This is a genomic window from Yoonia rosea, assembly GCF_900156505.1.
GTDB lineage: Bacteria > Pseudomonadota > Alphaproteobacteria > Rhodobacterales > Rhodobacteraceae > Yoonia > Yoonia rosea.
Map to the genome: position 1 here is coordinate 1,929,886 of NZ_FTPR01000001.1, position 17,405 is coordinate 1,947,290.

Here is a 17,405-nt window from a genome sequence, read left to right on the forward strand (position 1 = left end):
TGCCCCGGTTCATACCGGGGCAACGCCCCCTCCCCTTTGGGACGACATTCATGTTCCGCTTGTTGCGCACGATCATTCTGGTGATGTTTGCCTTTGTGGCTGGCATGCTGTTTGAACGTGAAGGACGCCAGGAAACCTGCGAAGGTGGCGGTGGGCTATGGATCGAAAATATCTGCGTTGGACCGGAGTTTAACTGATGAGCGATCGTGTGATTGTGGGTTCTATTGGTGGCGCATTTGGCGTTCAGGGCGAAGTGCGCCTGAAGTCCTATTGTGCCGATCCGCAAGCCATCGCCGACTATACCCCGCTTTACACCGAAGACGGTCGCAGTTTTGCGCAGGTTGTCCTGACAGGGCAGCTCAAAAACGGGTTTACGGCCCGCATTGATGGCGTCGTCACAAAAGAAGACGCCGATGCCCTGCGCAATGTAGACCTTTACGCGCCGCGCGATGTGATGCCCTCATTGCCGGATGACGAATATTACTACGCCGATCTGATGGGTCTGACTGTCGTTGACACGGGCGGCGTCACCTTGGGCACTGTCAAAAATGTGATGGACCATGGGGCGGGCGATTTGCTTGAGATCATCGTGCCTGGTCAGTCAGAAACCGTACTTCTGCCCTTCACCTCAGCCGCTGTGCCAACTGTCGACCTGCACGCGGGGCGGATCGTGGCAGACCCACCGGACGGGCTGTTTCCCGATGCAGCCACATAGCCCGCGCCGCAATGCGGCCCAAAAGCAATTCATCGCTGATTATGAAAGGGGGCGGCAATGACCAAAGCCCCCCGCGCTGCTGGACGCATCGCTGTCCGGCCAACCTTGCAACCCCGTGAATTGATGACGGACACACCTGATATTGCGGGGGCGTGGACTGCACAAATCATCACGTTGTTTCCGCAAGCCTTCCCCGGCGTCCTGGGCGAGAGCCTGACCGGCAAGGCCTTGCAGGACGGCCTGTGGCAATTGCAGACCTTTGATCTGCGCACCTATGGCATTGGCAAACATCGCAATGTCGATGATACGCCGGCAGGGGGCGGTGCCGGCATGGTGCTGCGCGCCGATGTGCTGGAAAAGGCAATCAAGGATGCGCGCACGGGTACCAAAGGTGTGGCGCCGCTGATCTATCTCTCGCCGCGCGGTCGGCGGTTTGATCAGGCCATGGCACGCGACTGGGCGCGGATGGACGGGGTCACGATGCTTTGCGGGCGCTTTGAAGGCGTCGACGAGCGCGTCTTGCAGCATTTCGGCATTCAGGAAGTCAGCCTGGGCGATTTTGTCATGACGGGCGGTGAAATTGCAGCACAAGCGATGATTGATGCCACTGTGCGGCTCTTGCCGGGTGTGCTGGGCAATGCGGACAGTGCTCTTGAGGAAAGCTTTTCCTCCGGTTTGCTGGAACACCCGCAGTTCACCAAGCCGGCCGAGTGGCAGGGTCATGCGATCCCGGATGTACTGCTGTCTGGTAACCACGCCAAAATCGCGGAATGGCGGCGCGCGATGGCCGAGAAAATCACCCGCGAACGGCGGCCTGATCTCTGGGCGGCCCACCAGAAGAAATAGGGGCGCTGCCCCTCGGCTGCGCCTCACCCCGAAGTTTGAGTGGACATGGAAAATCAAAGAGGTGTTTGGCATCGACAATGCGCCAAAACCCCTTGATCCATCAGCCCCCCCCGCTTATACGGCAGCATTCCCGGTCAGCGCGCTGATTCCGGGCGTTGGTTTATGGAACCATCTGGAGCATGAGAGCATCTTCGTTGGTGCAGCCCTCACCAGACAGGCCGGACAGCCACAACAAAAGAAAAGATGACGTATCTCTGGCGGGCAGTCAACTGGACCCGATAACGACACAGAGCTCTGGGCCACAAAGAAACATTGCGGAGTACCGCAAGCATTTTAAAGGAGCGTTTCAGATGGACCTGATCGCACAACTCGAAGCGGAACAAGTCGCCGCACTAGGGAAAGACATCCCTGACTTTAAAGCGGGTGACACCATCCGCGTTGGTTACAAAGTGACCGAAGGCACACGTAGCCGTGTGCAGAACTACGAAGGCGTGTGCATCGCCCGCAAGAACGGCAAAGGCATTGCCGGTTCTTTCACAGTGCGCAAGATTTCCTTTGGCGAAGGTGTGGAGCGTGTTTTCCCGCTGCATTCCACCAACATCGACAGCATCACCGTGGTTCGCCGTGGTCGCGTGCGTCGCGCCAAGCTGTACTATCTGCGTTCGCGTCGCGGTAAGTCCGCACGTATCGCAGAGGTCACCAACTACAAAGCGCCTAAGGGCGCCGAAGCGTAAGGATCACGACCATGAAAAAAGATACGCATCCCGACTACCACATCATCGACGTCAAAATGACCGATGGCACAGTGGTTCAGATGAAATCCACATGGGGCAAGGAAGGCGATACAATGTCGCTTGATATCGACCCATCCGTGCACCCTGCATGGAACGGTGGTTCCACACGCTTGATGGACGCCGGTGGCCGTGTGTCCAAGTTCAAGAACAAATACGCCGGTCTGGGTTTCTAAGAAAGGCGTGGGTTCCACCGACCCTGACGATTACAAACGCTGCTCCCGGTGGGGGCGGCGTTTTTCGTTTAAGGCGTCAGGAAAGCGATGTGATTGACAGGGCCGCAGGCACCACTTGCTGCGTCTCGTTGCGGTGACCAGCCAGACAAATCCGGTAGCAGGCCCTGCCCGCAGATTTTGCCTGATAGACTGCCTTGTCGGCCAGACGCAGCGCATCATGGCGGACAATAGGTCTGTCAGTCCGTGCAATTCCGACAGAGGCCGTCACACGCTGGATTGAACCCTGACCTGTATCAAAGGCCATCCCCTCACTCATCCGCGTGGCGATCCGCTGCAACTTGGCGTCATCCGCCTGCCCCAGGAATGCTGCAAATTCCTCGCCCCCGATACGTGCCAGCACATCCCCCTGTTCGAGGCTGGTATGCAGATGCAAAGCCATCTGGCGCAGGCAAAGATCGCCGATGTCATGCCCAAACGTATCGTTGATGTCTTTGAAGCGATCGACGTCGATGATCATGATCGCCTGCGTCGGTGAAATCCGCTCCGGTGTCTTGTCCATAAACCATCGGCGGTTGGGCAAATCCGTCAAGGCATCGCGTGTGGCTTGCAGGTAAAGGCGTTTTTGCAGCGCGTTCAAATGCCCGATCAGCAACAGTGCAAAGGTGCACATTGGCAGTGCCGTGAAGGTCGCGTCACTGAGATTTTCCCAATAGGTTTTCTGCCCGGATAATCCGTAGACGAAGATGTGGCGAACATGGTTCATCAGACCGCAAATCAGGAGGGCAATCGCGAGCTTTACAAGAAAGTCAAACCTACCTGCCGGCGCAGTCAGTCTGACAAATCTTTCCACTTCGAACCCCGCCAACAACCGATGACGGAAATAGACATGCACCGTCGCCGACCGAGATCGTATTGGCGAGGTGTTAAATTATTCTTAATCTGGCCTGTAAACGCAGGCGGCAAATGGTGGGAAAAGCGTCATGCCTGATCAGATCACCCAGAACGCAGAGCAGGACGGCGTTTTGGGCGAACTGCCGGGTGCGGGGACATCGCTGACACACCCTGACACCCCGGAGGGCGCAGTTTGTGATAGCCTCATACAATAGGCGGCGGCGCGACCGACGGTGATTGCTCTGCACCACCAGATACTGGCGGCGCAGAAAAGCCTGAAGATCCTGAAAGATTCCGCGGAAGGCAAGCCAGTGCAACTGCGCCTGTCAGCGCCTCACACAAAGCTCGCTATCGAAGAGGACGCTATGCGCACATACGGCTAAGCCGCAGACTGGCTGCGCGCCCGTCCACCACCGCCACCATTGCGACGGCGACCGGCAGGTTTGCCTTGGCCACCACCGGGCTTGCCGCTGGCACGAGGCGCACCGCCACGGCTACCGCCACCGGCACCACGACGGCCACCGCCACCACCACCGTTCGGTCGCTTTTTCTGGCCAGGCTGAATTTCCCAAGGACGCCCCGAAGCGACAGGGATCGTGTCCTTCATCGCTTTTTCAATGTCCTGCAACTCGATCATCTCATCCGGTGCAACAAGTGCAACCGCACTCCCGTCTGCCCCGGCGCGCGCAGTCCGCCCAATCCGGTGAACATAGTTTTCGGCCACGTTCGGCAGGTCATAGTTATAGACAAACCGCACATCGGGAATATCCAGACCACGTGCAGCCACATCCGTGGCGACCAGAACGCGGGTTTTGCCCGCCTTGAACGCATCCAGCGCGCGTTGGCGTTGGCCTTGGGATTTGTTGCCGTGGATCGATGCGGCGGCAAAGCCCTTATTCTCAAGCACTTTATAGAGCTTTTCACAGCCATGTTTGGTCCGTCCAAAGACGATCGCCAGCTCATCACGGTGCTTGTCCAGCAGTTCGATCAGCAGATCTGTTTTCGCCGCTTGCGCGACAAAGTGCACCGACTGGTTGATCTTCTTCACTGCCTGCCCCGGAGGGTTCACCTGTACGCGTACAGCGTCGGTCAGATATGTGCCCGCCAGTTCACCCATCAGTTTCGGCATCGTCGCCGAAAACATCATCGTCTGACGGTCTTTCGCCAGCAGCGGCGCGATGCGGCGCAGCGCATGGATAAAGCCCATGTCGAGCATCTGATCGGCCTCATCCAGCACCAGATAGATGGTTTCATCAAGACGCACGGCACGGCGGTCCAGCAGGTCGATCAAACGACCCGGTGTCGCGACAAGCAGGTCAACACCGCCAGCCAGACGTTTGGTCTGTGCCACGATACCTGCACCACCGACGACCAGCGCCACTTTCAGGTGGCTGCCCTTGGTATAGGCGGTCAGGTTGTCGGAAATCTGTTTGGCCAGCTCGCGCGTCGGCGCAAGGATGAGACCACGGGTTGTTTTCGGGTTCGGCTTGACGCCTGCCTTGAGCAGGGCGTGGATCATCGGCAAACCAAATGCTGCGGTTTTACCGCTGCCGGTCTGGGCGAGGCCCATCACATCGCGGCCGTTCATGGCGTGCGGGATGGCTTGGGTTTGAATCGGGGTGGGATCGGTGATCCCTTGTTCTTTAAGAACGTTTACAAGACGGGGCGCGAGGCCCAGCATATCAAAATCCATAAGTGGATATCCTAATTTCTAGCGAACCTGCGGTCCGCGCATATCATTCGGACCACGGCAACACGCCATGACCCTGTGCAAGGTTGCGCCAATATGCTGACAGCCAAGACCGCATTGTCCGGGCGCCGATGTGGCGCGGGACCCCTGCGTGATGTGGGAACCTGAGGTTAACCGGCGCCTTGCGAAAAGGCTTATCGTTTCGCTCTGCTCACGCGGCAGCTTGCATCGGTTGAGTGTGACATGAGGCTTTGCGGGTCATCTGTCAAGGGGACGGGAAAACACCGGCCAAGTGTTGCATGTGCTTTCCCTTGCACCACCCACATCATATAGTGGTCCAAGGCTAGAAACGACGGGGAATCGATCAGTGGCGCATATTATCGTGGTCGGCAATGAAAAGGGCGGCGCAGGCAAATCGACGGTCTCAATGCATGTGGCGACAGCCCTTGCACGCATGGGGCACCGCGTTGGCACCCTTGATCTTGACCTGCGCCAGAAAACACTCGGGCGCTATGTGCTGAACCGCCAAACCTACATGGAACAGCAGGGATTGCACCTGCCCTCGCCCACGTACCATGAACTGCCCGATATTGATCAAAACATCCTCGAGCCAGGCGAAAATGCCTTCGACCACAGGCTCTCGATGGCTGTGGCCAAGATGGAAGCCAATGCCGAATTTATCCTGATTGACTGCCCGGGTTCACACACCCGCCTCAGCCAGGTCGCCCACTCTTTGGCCGATACGCTGATCACGCCCCTGAATGACAGTTTTGTAGACTTCGATCTTCTTGCGCATGTCGACAGCGACGGCGAAGAAATCACCTCGCCTTCGGTCTATTCCGAGATGGTCTGGAACGCGCGCCAGTTGCGCAGCCAAGCCGGATTGAAGCCGATCGACTGGGTCGTTGTACGCAACCGGATGGGTGCGCAGGCCATGGTGAACAAACAGAAGATGGAGCGTGTGATCGAGAAGCTGGCCAAGCGGATCGGTTTCCGCACAGCGCCCGGGTTCAATGAGCGTGTCATCTTCCGCGAACTCTTTCCGCGCGGCATGACACTGCTTGACCTGCGCGATCTTGGCGTGAAGGGGATGAATATTTCCAACGTTGCGGCCCGTCAGGAACTGCGCGATTTGATCAAAGCGCTTGATCTGCCCGGTGTGACGCCAAATTTCTAGGTCAGGAACGGGAAAGTGAGCGCTCTCAGCTGAAGACTGCTCTTTTATTAAGCAAATCAGCCGCATAGTGTATCGCTCATATACGGAGGGTTTGCTTTGCAAAAACTGATTTCACTGCAGCGTTATTCCACGTTTCTCATTGCTGCCGTTCTGACGCTGGTCTGTTTTGTAATCGGGTTTTGGGCGACATGGGTATTCCTGCTTGCCGCAGTCTTTGGTGCCTTCACCCTTCTGGGCGTGCATGATGTGCGCCAAGATCGCCACGCTATTTTGCGGAACTATCCCATCCTTGGACATCTTCGCTTTGTCTTTGAAAAAATCCGCCCCGAAATCCGCCAGTATCTGATTGAAAGCGATCAGGAAGAGCAACCCTTCAGCCGCGAACAACGCTCGCTGGTCTATCAGCGGGCGAAAGGAGCCGAAGACAAACGCCCGTTCGGGACGCAGGAAAAGGTGTACGAGGCGGGATATTCATGGCTTACCCACTCTGTTGAGCCCACGCACTTCGAAACCACTGACTTCCGCGTCAAGATCGGCGGCCCCGACTGCAAACAACCCTATAATGCTTCGCTCTACAATATCTCGGCCATGAGCTTTGGCTCCCTCTCTGCAAATGCAATTTCAGCCCTGAACAAAGGGGCCAAGATGGGCGGTTTCGCCCATGATACCGGCGAAGGCGGCATCAGCCGCTATCACCGTGAAGGTGGCGATCTGATTTTTGAGGTTGGTTCGGGTTATTTCGGGTGCCGCAATCACGATGGCACATTCAACCCCGAAAAATTCGCCCAAATTGCTGCCGACGATCAGGTCAAGATGATCGAGATTAAGCTCAGCCAAGGTGCAAAGCCGGGACACGGGGGCATGTTGCCCGCGGCCAAGATCACCCCCGAGATTGCCGAGGCCCGCGATATCCCCATGGGTGTCGACTGCGTCTCACCAGCAAGTCACAGTGCCTTTAAAGGGCCGATGGGGCTGGTCAAATTTGTGGGCCAGTTGCGCGAATTGTCCGATGGCAAACCTATCGGCTTCAAGCTCTGCATCGGGCACCGGCGCGAATTCATGTGCATCGTCAAAGCCATGCTGGAAACAGGCATTACCCCTGATTTTATTGTGGTTGACGGAACCGAGGGCGGCACAGGTGCCGCACCTTTGGAATTTGCCAACCATGTCGGGATGCCCATGGTTGAGGGGCTGACATTCGTGCACAACACACTGCGCGGCGCGGGCATCCGTGACCGCGTCAAGATCGGCGCGGCGGGCAAGGTGGTCAGTGCTTTTGACATCGCGCGTGCGCTGTCATTGGGTGCCGATTGGTGCAACTCGGCGCGCGGCTATATGTTTGCGATCGGCTGTATTCAGGCGCAGGCCTGCCATACCAATCACTGCCCCGTGGGTGTGACCACCCAAGATCCGATCCGGCAAAAAGCACTCAACGTGAACGACAAGAGCAAGCGCGTGGCACGGTTCCACGCAAATACACTGAAAGCGCTGGGCGAGATGGCGGCGGCGGCAGGTCTGGACGATCCTTGCGGCTTCTTGCCTTACCATTTCATGACACGCAAAGGCGACGGGCAGATGACCGAGGCGGCCGATGTCTATACCTATCTGCGCGAAGGTTTCCTGCTTGATGATGGCACCGATAACCCGATCTACCGCGAACGCTGGGCGCGCGCCAATCCCAACAGCTTTGCCCCGCCAGAGGCGGCTAGGTAGCTCTGTCGTCTTTGTGGTCGTCGGGGCGTGGCGGTGTGTTGCCCGCAGCCCGCATAAAGAGCGACACACGCGGGGTTGTCCCTGTCTCGGAACGTGACCGCGTGCGCAGCACAGGCGTGTTTTCAGAGTTGCCGCTCCTGCTCTCGCGCAGCACGATGTAAAGACCGCTGGCAATGATAATGCCCGCACCTATGGCGGTAGCCTGATCAATGTTTTCGTCGAAGAAGAGATAGCCGAAAATCGTGGCCCAGATGATCTGGCTGTATTGCATCGGCGCAATAATCGCAGCCTCTCCCGCCTGATAGGCGGAAATAACAAGACGGCTTGCCACCCATGCAAAAGTGGCGATGATCGCCAAGAGGCCGAGGTGCTCAATCGGCATTGGTTTGTAAACGAAAGGCAATGCGCAGGCCATGACGATGAATGTCACCATCATAGGGTAAAGCAGCATCACCACCGGCCGTTCGTCCCCCCCGATCTTACGCACGACGATAGACGCCAAAGACCCGCCGACCGCAGCCGCCAGCGCCGCGAGATGCCCCAAAGACAAATCCGTATCGCCCGGCCGCAAAACAACCAGAACCCCCGCAAGCCCCACCAGAACGGCCAGCCAGCGGCGCAACCTGACGGTTTCACCCAGAACAGGGATCGCAAGAACGGTGATCAATAAGGGAGACGCAAAAAGAATGGCATAGGTTTGTGCCAGCGGCAGGACCGAAAAGGCATAAAAGGCAGATACCCCCGTCACCACTGTCGCCACCGTCCGCAGCGCCAACCACCACGGATGCACCGGCACCAGGGTTCCGGGTGATGCATCCCGCATCAGCATCACCATCGCGAGCGGGAAGCTCAGCAGAACACTGAAAAAGACGATCTGGATGGGCGAATAAATCCCACCCAGAACTTTTACCACCACGTCGTGCGTCGAGAATATGCCAAAGGCAAGCAGAGCAAATAATGCGCCTTTGACATTCGGTGACATCAGAGGCTCGCGTCCAGTGCCGCAAGGATCACGTCACCCATCTGTGTCGTGCTCAGCGGGGTGCCGCCTTCGGGGCCCATCAGGTCCGCGGTGCGTGCGCCATCGGCCAGCACCTTTTCGATAGCTGCCTCCAGACGGTCGGCTTCGGCGCCTTCATCAAAGGAATAACGCAGCGCCATGGCAAAGCTGAGGATACAGGCAATCGGGTTCGCCTTGCCTTGGCCCGTAATATCAGGGGCCGAACCATGCACCGGTTCATACATTGCCTTCGGACGTCCATTGGCCATCGGCAGGCCCAGCGACGCAGACGGTAACATGCCCAACGAACCGGTCAGCATCGCGGCGCAATCCGACAGGATATCGCCGAAGAGGTTGTCCGTCAGGATCACATCGAACTGCTTGGGCGCGCGCACCAGCTGCATCGCGCCATTGTCGGCGTACATGTGGCTCAGTTCGACTTCTGGATAATCAGCGTGGATCTCGGTGACGACATCGCGCCACAGAATACCGCTTTCCATCACATTGGCCTTCTCCATCGAGCAGACCTTTTTGTTACGCTTCATGGCCAGATCAAATGCCGCACGCGTGGCGCGTTCGATCTCGGCCTCGGTATAGCGCTGGGTATTGATGCCCACGCGCATATTGTCTTCGATATGAATACCGCGCGGTTCACCGAAATAAACGCCCGAGGTCAGCTCGCGCACGATCATGATATCCAGACCGGAAACGATGTCTTTCTTCAGAGACGAGAAATCAGCTAGCGCGTCAAAGCACTGGGCGGGACGCAGGTTCGCGAAAAGATCCATTTCCTTGCGTAGGCGTAGCAACCCGCGCTCGGGCTTTACGCTGAAATCGAGGTTGTCGTACTTTGGCCCGCCGACGGCCCCCAGCAGAACCGCGTCGACTTCCTGTGCCTTAGCCATCGTGTCGTCGTGCAGCGGCACGCCGTGCGCGTCATAGGCAGCGCCACCGACAAGATCTTCAGAGACATCAAACGTCAGGTCGCGCTTGTCGCCGAACCAACCGATGATCCGCTTCACTTGGTCCATAACTTCAGGGCCAATGCCGTCACCGGCGAGGATCAAAAGAGAAGGGTTTGCCATTGTGTTGGTCCTTGCTTGAATTTGTTGCAAACGCCCTAACGCGATGAGACGTCAGGTTCAAGATACCAAGGCGTTAGCGGCCGATATCGACCCAAACAAGCCGGTGCGGACCAGCAGCCAGACCATCCTCACCCAGAAGGGCACGATCAGGGTCATCGGGGCCAGGCCAGAACACGCCTGCGCCGACGATCTGCCAGTCCCGCGATGGCAAAACATAACTGACGCGCAAATCCCCTGGCCCGTCATCTGGCCAATCTGCTGTTGGCAGGTCCGGCAGCGGGTCTTGCAGTGACGCCAGCGCCAAGAAGTCTGTCATGGCCTGACGATACCCGTCACCGCCCCTGGGATCGAGATTGGCATTCCCCGCAATCACAAAGCTGTCCGGTGCGGGGCCAAAGCCACCTTCTAACACGATTTCCCACAGACGCAGTTCATCACGGTTGCGCAGCCCGTTCATGTCTTCGGGTCCATCAAAAACCGGCGGTGTCGCATCAAATGCCATCACAGAAATGGGGGGGCCATCCGGTAATGCAACCGGGACAATCCAATGTCCCGTGGAAGAAAGGCGCAGTTGATCCATCGCGGCGGCACTGAGAAACGGCGCGCCTGCCAGTTGTGGCAAAGTGGCGTCAGGCAGGTCCTTCCAGAGAACCTCGGAGTAGTCCGTGACCTGCCCCGCCAGTATCGGAAAGCGTGACAGGATCGCCATGCCGCCGTCACCGGCAAACCTGCCATAACCGTGGGCGTCCCGCGCCTCACCCAGCCGACCGTTTGCGTTCAGATCAAGACCGGTTGCCAAGCCCGCGTTTGACGGCAAGGCAAAGATATGCGGATAGGGATCGGCAAATGAGGCTGCAAAGGCCGCGAGCGCGATGCCATCCAGATCATAGTCAAAATCCGTTAAAACCAGAATGTCAGGAGCATTGCGGGCGATGATCTTTTGAATAGCGATAATCTGTGAAGCTTCACCGTTTTGAATGTCACGCAGCAAGAGCCCCGGTCCATCGCCGCTTAACGGAGCGGCAAACGTTGCGAGGCGAAAGGTCTCGGCTTGGGCCGTGCCGGCCGTGCAAAAGCCAAATGAGAAAGCAATCCAGAGGCCTACTAGGTGTAAGACTTGCGGCGCTGCACTTCGATCATCTGTGCAACACGACTGAGGGCAACTCCGCGCATCAGAATACTGGCTGGCAGGAATGCCCATGCAGAAACCGTCCAAATCAATGTCTGCGGGTTATCCAGATTGATCGCTGTGCCCATTGACGAGATCAACTTCAGAACCGCTGGAACCAAGAAGGGCAGCAAAAAGCCTAAGATAATGTTAATACGGCCGTCCCGCTGGAGCCTTTTAACGACATCACCGCCCGCTGTAGGGTCAAATGTCGGCAGGTTTATCCAGACATTAAAGGCGCCAGTCCGGCGCGGCCAGCGATAAAGCCGCAGCAGGATAACGAACCAGATGACAGAAAAGACCGAGATCAGATAGCTCAGCCCTGCTGCGTCCCGCAGGTGTTGGATCACCGTGGGATCCGTGCCATCGGGCATCATCAAAACCATCAGGCGCACCGGTGAGTAAGGAAAATCGATCGTGGCGCCAATCACGCTTCCGCTATTTTGAAAGTATGCCGAGATTGCACTTGGGGAGTCGACGCCTTTGAAAATCATCGCAAGGCAAAAGACAGTCGCAAAAAGCGCTGAAAAGCGGACCCTATTAAAGGGCGGCGCGTCGCGGAATTCCACAAGACTGGGGCTGCTTGAGCTATACTCAACGATCGTGAAAAGGGCCCCAAAGATCGCAACCAGCACAATGATCTGCGTGCTATCCGACCCACTGCTTGGCACAAGCGCATAAGGCATAATGACCAACATCACGACCAGAACGGCTCTTACCAATGCTGCAGGTAAACGAGATAACACGGCACTTTATCCTTCTTTGGACCGACGGAAGAGCGAAGATTTTTCGCCGGCAGGCCCACAATCTTTTGCACTCATCTATATGCAATGTCTGAATGTGAACAAATCCTCTTTGACGCTTCAACTGACGGGCGCCTGAAACGCGGGGGAAACTCTCATTTTGGCCAGAAAGTGATGCGAGAATGCCACCACAGCGTGGCAGTTCTATCTCAGACACATCCTTCGCAGCGGAGATGCTCAAAGACAGGGCGCGAAAAATAAGCCGCCCCCGTAGGAGCGGCCTATCCTGTCAGATGGATTTGAAACCTAGACCCAAGGGCGGACTGTGGCAGCCTGGGCTTCGAAGGCGTCGATTGACGCTGCCTTTTCCATCGTCAAACCGATGTCATCGAGACCATTCATCAAGCAGTGCTTTTTGAAACTGTCGACTTCAAAGCTGAAGGTCTCACCATCTGATGTGGTGACAGTCTGCGCTTCCAGATCAACCTCGATCCGCGCATTCGATCCTTTTTCAGCATCCTTCATCAGCACATCTACCTGCTCTTGCGGCAAAACGATCGGCAGAATGCCGTTCTTGAAGCAGTTGTTGTAGAAGATGTCGGCATAGGACGGCGCGATCACGCAGGTGATACCAAAGTCGGCAATTGCCCACGGCGCATGTTCACGTGAGGACCCGCAACCAAAGTTATCGCCGGCAACAAGGATTTGCGCATCGCGATACTGCGGTTTGTTCAGCACAAAATCAGGGATTTCGTTGCGATCGTCGTCATAGCGCATTTCGTCAAACAGGTTCACACCAAGGCCAGAGCGCTTGATGGTCTTCAGGAACTGTTTGGGGATGATCATATCGGTGTCGATATTGACCAACGGCATCGGGGCTGCAATGCCGCTCAGTTTTGTAAATTTCTGCATCTTTTTTCCTTTCGGGCTGCTCATCAGCCCCTTCGGGCCTTCTTCGCGAAGAAAGCCCCCGCAAGGGGCTGATGAGCGCGCCGCTTACATCAGTTCGCGAACATCGGTCAGTTTACCCGTGATCGCCGCTGCCGCCGCCATCGCCGGTGACATCAGGTGCGTGCGTCCGCCGCGCCCTTGCCGTCCCTCAAAGTTGCGGTTCGACGTGGCCGCACAGCGCTCACCCGGTGCCAACTGGTCAGGGTTCATCGCCAGACACATGGAACAACCCGCAAGCCGCCATTCAAAACCGGCCTCTTTAAAGATATCTGCCAGCCCTTCCTCTTCGGCTTGCGCGCGCACAAGACCCGAACCGGGCACGACCATCGCACGTTTTACTGCGATCTTCTTGCCTTTCAGGATCTCCGCCGCAGCGCGCAGATCCTCGATGCGGCCGTTTGTGCAGGAGCCGATAAAGACCGTGTCGATTGCGATGTCTTTGAGCGGCGTGCCTGGCTCCAGGTCCATGTAGTCGAGCGAGCGCTGGGCCGCACCGACCTTGCCACCGGTGAAATCATCGGCGGCAGGCACATTTGCGGTGATCGGCAGCACATCCTCGGGAGAGGTGCCCCATGTCACCACAGGGGCAATATCCTCGCCCTTCAGCGTAACAACCTTGTCGAAATGCGCGCCCTCGTCGGTATAAAGCGTACGCCAATAGGCCTCTGCCGCTTCCCATGCGGCACCTTTGGGTGCATGCGGACGACCTTTGCAGTATGCGAAAGTTTTTTCGTCGGGCGCAATCAGACCAGCGCGCGCACCACCCTCGATCGCCATGTTACAGACCGTCATGCGGCCTTCCATGGACAGATCACGGATCGCTTCGCCACAGTATTCGATTACATAGCCGGTGCCGCCGGCGGTGCCGGTGGCCCCGATCACAGAAAGGGTAATGTCTTTGGCGGTCACACCGGGGCGCAGTTTGCCGGTGATCTCGACCTTCATGTTCTTGGATTTCTTCTGGATCAGCGTTTGGGTAGCCAGAACGTGCTCCACTTCGGACGTGCCGATCCCGTGCGCAAGCGCACCGAATGCGCCATGGGTCGCCGTGTGGCTGTCACCGCAGACCACCGTCATGCCGGGAAGGGTCCAGCCCTGTTCAGGGCCAACGATATGCACGATACCTTGGCGGACGTCAGAGACGGGATAGTAGTGGATGCCGAAATCCTTGGCGTTCGTATCGAGGGCGGCCACCTGAATGGCGCTATCCTCTGTCATGTTCTTGGGATCATCACGGCCGGGTGTGGTTGGCACGTTGTGGTCCGGTACCGCGATGGTCTTTTCGGGTGCGCGTACCTTGCGGCCCGCCATACGCAGCCCTTCAAAGGCCTGCGGGCTGGTCACTTCGTGAACCAGATGGCGGTCAATATAGAGCAGGCAGGTGCCGTCTTCGGCTTCATGGGCTACATGCGCATCCCAGATTTTATCATAGAGCGTTTTGGGGGACATTGTCCTCTCCCGTTTGTTGAATGCATGGAAGTAAAAGAATGTGGAGCAGCGTGCCGACAGACACGCCGCGCATCATAGATGGGCAAGGATGGTGCGCGTGGCACCATAAAAGCGCCAAGGCAGGCGCGCGCGATCATCCATGTCGAAAACTTGTGTCATGACGCCCAGATATACGCGCACGCACCATCTCGCAAGTCAGATGTCTGTGTCACAGCACACGGACGCAATGTGGCCAAAGGCGCAAGCTGAAGTCGATTTAATGCCCAATGAGCGGTCTAAAAGGAGATTTGAGATGTCGATTCGTCACCCTTGGCGCGTATCTGCGTTGATTATGGCAGTAGGCGCGGCACCCGCCGTTGCCCAGAATTTCGAGTATGAAAGCAACGTCGGCTTTCCCGACTTCGGCTTCATGGTATCCCCCAGCGATTATAAAGGTCCGGTTTTCGCCCTCGCCGATAGTTTTCCAGAAACGATTCCGCCACTCGATCCACAGGTCGAACAGATCTTGAGCATTGATTTTGAAACGGATCCGATGGCCTATGTAATGGCTGTGCGGGACTACGTGTTCACTGGCAATATCCACGGTGGCGATGTTGCAGATGATTTCATCCTGCAGAATAACGCCGAAGGAATCGGTTGGTATCACATGCCATGGCAGCACTGGGGGACGACGGGGCGCGAAGGCTATCACGGCTTAACGCGCGAAGGGCCCTTGGCAGCTCAGGTTCTTGCCCCCGAACAAAGGAATTCGTCCTACGCCTATGCGGTCGGCTTCTATAATGGCCCAGGCGGTTTCACGATCGGTCAGGTCTGGAATGACCCCTATGGCGGCCCCGACCTAACCCACATGATCGACGCGATGGAGACGGGGTTTGCCTTTCCCGAAGGGACTGTCGTGGGTAAGTTCCTGTTCACGTCCCTTGGCGCGGATCAGGTGCCGTGGCTTGATAATCCGTTGCAGTGGAACGCCTATGTCTACGCCTGCGACGTCTATCCAGCACTCGCCTGCCCCGACGGCGATGCGATGCAGTCTGCGCCACGGGTGACGCAGGCCATGAACCTGCTGCAAATGGATATCATGGTCAAAGACAGCCGCGCCGAGGAAGCCGCAGGCTGGGTATTTGGCACTTTTGCCTACAACGGTGGTGCGGCCGGTGCGACGGAGTATGCCGACTACGGAGCTTTCTGCGCGGACATCCCCGGAGAGGGGAAGAATTGGTGCAACCTCATGCCTGTGGGCGTGATGTGGGGCAATGACCCAGATAACGCTGACACCTTCATCAATTCGACGCCGACAGAGACTGTCATCAACACCGACCTCCAACAGACATGGATCAACCCCGATGAAGCCCTGCCCGCAATGCATCTTGGTTTCAATTCGCGGCTCAACGGCCCTGCAGACAACCCCACCTCGAGCTGCATGTCGTGCCACGCAACCGGTCAAGTGCCCAGCGTCAGCGCGATCATGCCTTGGCTTGATGGCGTAGCAATTCCGGCCAATGGCACGCAGGCTTCTGAAGCATGGATGCGCTGGTTCCGGAACTTTGAAGACGGCGAAGCCTTTGATGAAGGGCTTGCGATCAGTATGGATTTCTCGATGCAGATGACCAAGGGCATCGAGAACTACATCGAATACCGCGGGCAGGACGAAGCAGGCCGCTTTGCCCTGGAATACTGGGGGAGCGACGGCGGCGCACCAATCAGCCGCGGAGCCACGATTCCAACTCAGTAAATCAGCCCCCTGTTAGGGCCATCAGCCCCGCCTGCGTCACCCGCACGGGCGGGGTTTAGTTTGCATCAGGCCGAGGCCAAAGGACCAGCGCACTGCAGCCAAGACCGGTAAGCACGAAAACTGGTCCCGCTGGCGTTGTAATGCATCACGGCGCCGCTGGATTGGTGACTGCGGGGGCCCCTGCCCCTGCCTGAACCGCTGCGAATGTCGCCTGCGCGCCCTCAACTGTCAGTTCAGCGTTCAAAGTCACATCGACACTGATTGCGTTAATGACCGTCTCTATTGGAACGCTGGTACCGTAAATGAAGACCCGCGCCTCTTCAAAAGTCTCGCCATCAGCGACTGCATTTTCATCAACGAAAGACACCGCGACGTTATAACCGTTCACGCCGTTCAGATTGCCTTCGGTAACCGTGACCTCCAGCGCCGCGCCAAGGGCGTTCGAGTCGCTTGTATCGATGGTCATGACGATTTCATCGCCGATACCGAAATCATCAATGACCGCGACAGTTTGCTCGCCATCGTCGTCATTGGCGAAAGCATAGAACGTGTTGTCGCCCGCAACACCTTCCAGAATACCGCGTCCGGTGACCATGATGAGATCATCGTCGCCATCTCCACCAAATGCGTGACCCTCTTCGCCCCACAGGAAAATATCATCGTCGTCGTCTTCGCCGCGCAGTATATCTGTACCGATGTTGCCGAACACTGTATCGTTGCCTGCACCTGCGCGAACGATATCGTTGCCCTCACCGGCATCGATATAGTCATCGCCACCGCCGCCTTCGATCGTATCGTTCCCGCCAAGGCCGAACAATTCATCGTTGTCGGCACCACCGAAAATTTCGTCCCGATCCTCACCACCTGTGATCGTATCCTCGCCACCACTTCCTCTGAGCGTGTCAAGTCCGCCGTTTCCGTTTATGGTGTCATTCCCTAGAAAGCCCTGAATAAGATCAGGCCCCGCTGTGCCCTCGAGTTCATCATCTTCTGGCGTTCCATTGATCGGGCCTGTTCCGGCCTCATCATCGTCGTCGCCACCAAAAAGCGGAACAAGCAGGGCACCGCCCGCAAGCAACAGAAGCAGAAAACCAATTTCCATCGAAGAATTCTTTCACCAAATCAAAAAACTATCAAAACACTAACGTCACAGAAGCGGTGTCGCAAGAATGTAAACACTTCAAAAACGGCAACAAAGGCGTCCTCCAGGGATCGGGCACTTGCCCGTCTCGCCACCACATGCGACGCTCTCCATCAAGACCAATAGACCAGGATGAA

General features: G+C 57.1%; 18 protein-coding genes. 9 read left to right on the plus strand and 9 right to left on the minus strand.

Translation table 11 applies throughout. The features are described from left to right. Positions 1-50: 50 nt before the first annotated feature. The 5 genes from B0B09_RS17955 to rpmE all read left to right on the plus strand — a co-directional run bounded on the left by B0B09_RS17955 (position 51) and on the right by rpmE (position 2,528). Positions 51-197, plus strand: a complete 147-nt coding sequence (locus B0B09_RS17955) for a hypothetical protein (RefSeq protein WP_165689315.1) — start codon at positions 51-53, stop codon at positions 195-197. Next, positions 197-715 (plus strand): ribosome maturation factor RimM, encoded by a 519-nt coding sequence (gene rimM / locus B0B09_RS09635; RefSeq protein ID WP_076659369.1) that lies wholly within the window; start codon positions 197-199, stop codon positions 713-715. Before B0B09_RS17955 ends, rimM begins: the two co-directional genes overlap by 1 nt. A gap of 57 nt (positions 716-772) precedes the next feature. Beyond that, the gene (gene trmD / locus B0B09_RS09640) at positions 773-1,561 is read left to right on the plus strand and encodes a tRNA (guanosine(37)-N1)-methyltransferase TrmD (RefSeq protein ID WP_076659370.1); all 789 of its coding nucleotides are present in this window, start codon (positions 773-775) and stop codon (positions 1,559-1,561) included. A gap of 350 nt (positions 1,562-1,911) precedes the next feature. Continuing rightward, positions 1,912-2,295, plus strand: coding sequence for a 50S ribosomal protein L19 (gene rplS / locus B0B09_RS09645; RefSeq protein ID WP_055293929.1), 384 nt, complete (start codon positions 1,912-1,914; stop codon positions 2,293-2,295). Positions 2,296-2,306: 11 nt separating this feature from the next. Continuing rightward, positions 2,307-2,528, plus strand: coding sequence for a 50S ribosomal protein L31 (rpmE, locus tag B0B09_RS09650; protein ID WP_055293927.1), 222 nt, complete (start codon positions 2,307-2,309; stop codon positions 2,526-2,528). 76 nt (positions 2,529-2,604) lie between these two features. Here rpmE and B0B09_RS09655 read toward each other — a convergent pair whose 3' ends face one another. Beyond that, a complete protein-coding gene (locus B0B09_RS09655) occupies positions 2,605-3,291 on the minus strand; it encodes a GGDEF domain-containing protein (protein WP_131825021.1) in 687 nt (228 codons plus the stop codon). 217 nt (positions 3,292-3,508) lie between these two features. Between B0B09_RS09655 and B0B09_RS18170 the strand changes: the two genes are divergently transcribed. Then, positions 3,509-3,634 carry a hypothetical protein gene (locus B0B09_RS18170; protein ID WP_278247277.1) on the plus strand — a complete coding sequence of 42 codons (126 nt, stop codon included), beginning with the start codon at positions 3,509-3,511 and terminating at the stop codon, positions 3,632-3,634. A gap of 164 nt (positions 3,635-3,798) precedes the next feature. Here B0B09_RS18170 and B0B09_RS09660 read toward each other — a convergent pair whose 3' ends face one another. Further along, positions 3,799-5,112, minus strand: coding sequence for a DEAD/DEAH box helicase (locus B0B09_RS09660; protein ID WP_076659372.1), 1,314 nt, complete (start codon positions 5,110-5,112; stop codon positions 3,799-3,801). A gap of 364 nt (positions 5,113-5,476) precedes the next feature. On the opposite strand from B0B09_RS09660, the gene B0B09_RS09665 reads away from it, so the two are divergent. Both B0B09_RS09665 and B0B09_RS09670 read left to right on the plus strand, forming a co-directional pair. After that, positions 5,477-6,286 (plus strand): division plane positioning ATPase MipZ, encoded by an 810-nt coding sequence (locus B0B09_RS09665; protein WP_076659373.1) that lies wholly within the window; start codon positions 5,477-5,479, stop codon positions 6,284-6,286. Between the two features lie 96 nt (positions 6,287-6,382). Beyond that, positions 6,383-7,999, plus strand: coding sequence for an FMN-binding glutamate synthase family protein (locus tag B0B09_RS09670; protein WP_076659374.1), 1,617 nt, complete (start codon positions 6,383-6,385; stop codon positions 7,997-7,999). On the opposite strand, the gene B0B09_RS09675 is transcribed toward B0B09_RS09670, so the two are convergent. The 6 genes from B0B09_RS09675 to leuC all read right to left on the minus strand — a co-directional run bounded on the left by B0B09_RS09675 (position 7,992) and on the right by leuC (position 14,395). Continuing rightward, complete coding sequence (locus B0B09_RS09675) at positions 7,992-8,981, minus strand: DMT family transporter (protein WP_076659375.1); 990 nt, start codon at positions 8,979-8,981, stop codon at positions 7,992-7,994. The two genes, B0B09_RS09670 and B0B09_RS09675, sit on opposite strands and share 8 nt — an antisense overlap. After that, the gene (gene leuB, locus B0B09_RS09680; protein ID WP_076659376.1) at positions 8,981-10,084 is read right to left on the minus strand and encodes a 3-isopropylmalate dehydrogenase; all 1,104 of its coding nucleotides are present in this window, start codon (positions 10,082-10,084) and stop codon (positions 8,981-8,983) included. Before leuB ends, B0B09_RS09675 begins: the two co-directional genes overlap by 1 nt. A gap of 73 nt (positions 10,085-10,157) precedes the next feature. Continuing rightward, a complete protein-coding gene (locus B0B09_RS09685) occupies positions 10,158-11,075 on the minus strand; it encodes an endonuclease/exonuclease/phosphatase family protein (RefSeq protein WP_242654371.1) in 918 nt (305 codons plus the stop codon). A gap of 113 nt (positions 11,076-11,188) precedes the next feature. Then, the gene (locus tag B0B09_RS09690) at positions 11,189-11,746 is read right to left on the minus strand and encodes a hypothetical protein (RefSeq protein ID WP_311135455.1); all 558 of its coding nucleotides are present in this window, start codon (positions 11,744-11,746) and stop codon (positions 11,189-11,191) included. Between the two features lie 555 nt (positions 11,747-12,301). Next, a complete protein-coding gene (leuD, locus tag B0B09_RS09695; protein ID WP_076659378.1) occupies positions 12,302-12,907 on the minus strand; it encodes a 3-isopropylmalate dehydratase small subunit in 606 nt (201 codons plus the stop codon). A gap of 84 nt (positions 12,908-12,991) precedes the next feature. Next, complete coding sequence (gene leuC / locus B0B09_RS09700; protein WP_076659379.1) at positions 12,992-14,395, minus strand: 3-isopropylmalate dehydratase large subunit; 1,404 nt, start codon at positions 14,393-14,395, stop codon at positions 12,992-12,994. Between the two features lie 292 nt (positions 14,396-14,687). On the opposite strand from leuC, the gene B0B09_RS09705 reads away from it, so the two are divergent. Beyond that, positions 14,688-16,127, plus strand: a complete 1,440-nt coding sequence (locus tag B0B09_RS09705) for a hypothetical protein (protein ID WP_076659380.1) — start codon at positions 14,688-14,690, stop codon at positions 16,125-16,127. Between the two features lie 145 nt (positions 16,128-16,272). Here B0B09_RS09705 and B0B09_RS09710 read toward each other — a convergent pair whose 3' ends face one another. Then, a complete protein-coding gene (locus B0B09_RS09710) occupies positions 16,273-17,229 on the minus strand; it encodes a calcium-binding protein (RefSeq protein ID WP_076659381.1) in 957 nt (318 codons plus the stop codon). Positions 17,230-17,405: the final 176 nt, after the last annotated feature.

Excerpts from the sequence above, each read along its gene's own strand:
- B0B09_RS17955 (WP_165689315.1), top strand. The coding sequence starts at position 51 with ATGTTCCGCTTGTTGCGCACGATCATTCTGGTGATGTTTGCCTTTGTG.
- rimM (WP_076659369.1), top strand. The coding sequence starts at position 197 with ATGAGCGATCGTGTGATTGTGGGTTCTATTGGTGGCGCATTTGGCGTT.
- trmD (WP_076659370.1), top strand. The coding sequence starts at position 773 with ATGACCAAAGCCCCCCGCGCTGCTGGACGCATCGCTGTCCGGCCAACC.
- rplS (WP_055293929.1), top strand. The coding sequence starts at position 1,912 with ATGGACCTGATCGCACAACTCGAAGCGGAACAAGTCGCCGCACTAGGG.
- rpmE (WP_055293927.1), top strand. The coding sequence starts at position 2,307 with ATGAAAAAAGATACGCATCCCGACTACCACATCATCGACGTCAAAATG.
- B0B09_RS09655 (WP_131825021.1), bottom strand. The coding sequence starts at position 3,291 with ATGAACCATGTTCGCCACATCTTCGTCTACGGATTATCCGGGCAGAAA.
- B0B09_RS18170 (WP_278247277.1), top strand. The coding sequence starts at position 3,509 with ATGCCTGATCAGATCACCCAGAACGCAGAGCAGGACGGCGTTTTGGGC.
- B0B09_RS09660 (WP_076659372.1), bottom strand. The coding sequence starts at position 5,112 with ATGGATTTTGATATGCTGGGCCTCGCGCCCCGTCTTGTAAACGTTCTT.
- B0B09_RS09675 (WP_076659375.1), bottom strand. The coding sequence starts at position 8,981 with ATGTCACCGAATGTCAAAGGCGCATTATTTGCTCTGCTTGCCTTTGGC.
- leuB (WP_076659376.1), bottom strand. The coding sequence starts at position 10,084 with ATGGCAAACCCTTCTCTTTTGATCCTCGCCGGTGACGGCATTGGCCCT.
- B0B09_RS09690 (WP_311135455.1), bottom strand. The coding sequence starts at position 11,746 with ATGATTTTCAAAGGCGTCGACTCCCCAAGTGCAATCTCGGCATACTTT.
- leuD (WP_076659378.1), bottom strand. The coding sequence starts at position 12,907 with ATGCAGAAATTTACAAAACTGAGCGGCATTGCAGCCCCGATGCCGTTG.
- leuC (WP_076659379.1), bottom strand. The coding sequence starts at position 14,395 with ATGTCCCCCAAAACGCTCTATGATAAAATCTGGGATGCGCATGTAGCC.
- B0B09_RS09705 (WP_076659380.1), top strand. The coding sequence starts at position 14,688 with ATGTCGATTCGTCACCCTTGGCGCGTATCTGCGTTGATTATGGCAGTA.
- B0B09_RS09710 (WP_076659381.1), bottom strand. The coding sequence starts at position 17,229 with ATGGAAATTGGTTTTCTGCTTCTGTTGCTTGCGGGCGGTGCCCTGCTT.